Source organism: Mesorhizobium sp. M7A.F.Ca.CA.004.04.2.1 (genome assembly GCF_004022825.1).
Lineage (GTDB): Bacteria > Pseudomonadota > Alphaproteobacteria > Rhizobiales > Rhizobiaceae > Mesorhizobium.
The window spans coordinates 1-3,870 of record NZ_RZPH01000577.1 but is presented as its reverse complement, the minus strand read 5'-3'; the positions used below and the strand labels follow the sequence as shown (position 1 = coordinate 3,870).

Annotated in this window: 2 protein-coding genes; both read right to left on the bottom strand. The window is 65.8% G+C overall.

Annotated features, from left to right (window positions below):
- Positions 1 to 133: 133 nt before the first annotated feature.
- Positions 134 to 2,218 (bottom strand): ABC transporter permease, encoded by a 2,085-nt coding sequence (locus EN893_RS22945; protein ID WP_127272523.1) that lies wholly within the window; start codon positions 2,216 to 2,218, stop codon positions 134 to 136.
- Entirely contained in the window at positions 2,215 to 3,744 is a 1,530-nt protein-coding gene (locus EN893_RS22940) for a sugar ABC transporter ATP-binding protein (protein WP_127271393.1), read from the bottom strand. Before EN893_RS22940 ends, EN893_RS22945 begins: the two co-directional genes overlap by 4 nt.
- Between the last annotated feature and the right edge of the window lie 126 nt (positions 3,745 to 3,870).

Below are 3,870 nucleotides of genomic sequence, written 5' to 3'. Positions count from 1 at the left end.
GCGTGACAGCGTGTCGGCTATGGCAAACCCGATGCCGCCGGCGCCCGCCGTGACCAGCACGCGCTGGCCTTTCAGCCCGGTCAAAAATTCGTCCGCCGATGCCGGCGCCCTTGTGCTCATGGTCCTGTCCTTCTCATTGCAGCCGCCGTTCGCGCAGCGCCATGACGGCGCCCAGAACGACCAGTCCGTAAAGAATTGCCCTCGTGGCATAGGGAAGCGTGGTGCCGGCGAGCAGCATCTGCAGTGCGGTCAGCAACAACACGCCGCCGAGCATGCCGAGATAGTGGCCGCGTCCGCCGGTGATCAGCGCGCCGCCGACCACCACCACAGCGATCGACGGCAACAGGTAGTCGTCGCCCATGCCAAGGCTTGCCTGACCCGAAAAGCCGGTCAGCATGATGCCGACAACAGCCGCGCAGACGGCCGAAAGCATATAGACCAGGATCAGCGTGCGCTCGACGCCGATGCCCGACAAGCGCGCCGCGCGTAGCCCATTGCCGATGCCGTAGACGCGTCGTCCGAACGGGGTGCGGCCAAGCAGCAGTACCGCCGCGACGACAAAGACGACCATCAGCAGCACTATTGGAGTCAGCAGGCCGGCGAGCTTGGCCGTCATGACCCAGCGCAGCATCGGCGAGGAAAAACCGGCCGGCGTGCCCTGCGAATAGAGCAGCGCACAGCCTTGCAGGATGCCGTTGGTGGCGAGCGTCATGACGATCGGCGAGATGCCGAGATAGACGATGCCGAAACCATTGGCGAAGCCAATGGCGCAGGCCATCAACAGGACGACCGGCAAGGCGTAGACAAGGGCGGCGTCGGAGCCGTTGACCATGCCGGCCAGGATGATGCCGGAGATGCCGATCGTCCACGGCACGGAGAGGTCGAGGCCACCGGTCAGAATGACGGTTCCCTGCCCCAGCGCCAGGACGGCTAGGAAGGACGATAGCACCAGCAGCGAATTCCAGTACCCCGGATTGAGGATGGCGCGGCCGAGCCAGACCTGCGTGACGACCACGATGAGCAGCAGGCAGACATAGGCGGGCAGCGCATAACGCAGCGTTTCCGCGTTGCGCAGGTGGAAGGCAGGGCGCGGCGCCGCCGGACTGCGCTGGGCATGGGCTGGTTCGGCGGTCTTGAGACGCCGGTCCACGCGCTCGAGTTGCGAGGGCAGTATGCCGGCGCGCCAGGCGGCGAGCCGGGCACGCGCGGCGCGTAGCTGCACGGCAAGCACCGATGCATGCGAGATGGAGCCGGCAAGTGCTGCCAGCACCAGAATGGTGCCTTCGGCGATGGTCGCATAATAGGCCGAGACATTGAGCACCAGCAGGATGTTCACCACGATCATCAGGATGTAGGCGCCGAAGACCGAACCCACCGGGCCGCCCTGCCCGCCGCCGAGGCGCGTGCCGCCGACGACGACCGCCGCGAACATCGACAACAGCAGCGGATTGCCGACCAGCGGATCACCGCTGCCGGTCTGGGCGCTGATGAAGACGCCGGCAAGGCCATAGCAGCCGCCGGCGATGACATAGACGGCAAAGCGCACCAGCACGACATTGATGCCGACGGAAGCGGCCGACTCCGGATCGCTGCCGACCGCATAAAGTGCTGTGCCGAAGCGGGTTCCCTTCAGCCAGAACCAGGCGAGCAGGACGACGCCGATCACCACCAGCGGCATCGGCAGCCAGCCGGTGATCGCGTCGCCAAGATAGAAGGTACCGAGATCGGGCGACACGAAGCCGCCGGGCTTGTCCATCACCAGCAGCGTCACGCCTTGCAGGATGAACATGGTCGACAGCGTCACCACGATGGGCTGCATGCGCAGCACGGCGATGAAGAAGCCGTTGAAGGCGCCCACCGCCATGCCGACGCCGATGCCGACGGCGGTCCACAGGATGATGCTGGCGCCTGGCGCCATCGGGTCCATGCTCGATGCCAGCACGGCATTGACCAGCGATATCACCGCGCCGGCAGAGAGGTCGAAACCGCCCGACAGGATGACGATGGTCTGACCGATCGCGGCGAGCGCCGAGGTGGTGCCGCCGCTCGACAGGAACGACACGTCGAAATAGGTCAGCGGCCCGGCGTTGATCCAGTCGACAACGAAGAGCAGGATCGCCAGGACGATCGCGGCAATCAGCGCGCCACGATTGCGCACCAGCGCGCGGCGCAGACCGAAGCCGCCGGGAACAGGGGATGAGGCTGCTGCGCTGCTCATGCGGCTTCCCCGGCATGGCCAAGCGCCGGGCGCATGATGGCCGGTTCGGTGATGGCGTCGCCTTCGAGTTCGGCGGCGATGCGCCCGTCGTAGAGAACCAGGACCCGGTCGCATTGGTGGACGAGTTCGGGAATCTCGGTCGAGTGCAGCAGGATCGAACCGCCCGAAGCCACGTAGTTTCGCATCATCACATAAAGCTCGTGCTTGGTGCCGACGTCGATGCCTCGGGTGGGATCGAACAACAGAAGGATGCGGCTCTGCGCCACCAGCCATTTGGCGATGGCGATTTTTTGCTGGTTGCCCCCGGAAAACGCACCGGCCCGCGTCCAAAGCGCGCGGCGGTCGACCTCGACAGTGTCGAATGCCGCCTCGACGGAGCGGGTCTCAGCCTGCGCGTCGACAAGGCCTAGCCGTGTGAAGCGCGATATCACCGGCAGGGTGGCGTTCTGGCTGCCCGACAGCTTCAGGAACAGGCCTTCGGATTTGCGGTCTTCCGGCACCAGGCCGATGGCCATGTTGGGGCGCAAGGCATCGGCCGGCGAACCGAGCCAGACCTTGCGGCCGTCGACGAGGATGTGGCCGCGCTCGATCTCGGCCATGCCAAAGCAGGCCAGGAACAGGTCCTGCTGGCCCATGCCCTGCAACCCGGCGACGCCGAGGATTTCGCCCTTGCGCAGATCGAAGCCGGCGCCGTCGAGCTTGCGCCCGACCTTTAGGTCGCGCACGCCCAGAACCGGCGGCCCGAAAGCCTGGGCGCTGTCCGGCTTGGGCGGGAAGGTCTGCTCGATGCTGCGGCCGATGATCTTTTCGATGACGTCGCCATCCGAGACATCGGCAACCGGCGCGGTGACGATGTGGCGGCCGTTTCTCAGGATCGTCAGCGTGTCGCAAAAGGCGCGGACCTCGCGCATGCGGTGCGTGATGAAGACGATGGTGGTACCCGCCGCCTTCAGCCCGGCGATGATGTCGCCCAGCCAGTCAACATCGCGGCCGGCGAGCGTCGAGGTCGGTTCGTCGAGCAAAAGGATGCGCGGCTTGCGGTAGACGGCACGCGCGATCTCGATCTTCTGGCGCACCGAAAGCTCGAGCTCACTCACCTCGGCGTCGAGATCGACGGAAAAACCGAGATCCTCGATATGGCGGCGGACGGCCTTGCGGGCGGCACCGCGGCGGATCAGGCCGGAGATGCCGACCGGGGCGTAAGGCAGCATCATGTTGTCGAGGACGGAGAGGTCGCGCACCAAGGTCATCTCCTGGAATGCTGTCTGCATGCCCAGCGCATGTGCTGCGCGCGGCGCGCCGTAAGCGATCTCCTTGCCGAAGACACGGACATGGCCTTGGCTCGGCCGGACCAGTCCGGACAGCAGCTTCACCAGTGTCGACTTGCCCGCTCCGTTTTCACCGAGCAGGGCATGGACGCTGCCGGGCGCGATCGCAAACGACACGCCGTCCAGCGCAACGGTCGGTCCGAACGCCTTGCTGATGCCGTCGATCTCGATGGCGGGGAGCTCGGAATGTTCTGTCATTGTCCTCGATCGCCAGGCTTGGCATGGGCTGACGATGCACGGACAGAAAATGTCCGCGCATCGTCAAGATCGCCTTGGGAGGCTTATTCTTCCGGTTGTCCGACGAGGGCAGCCGCGAGGCCGACC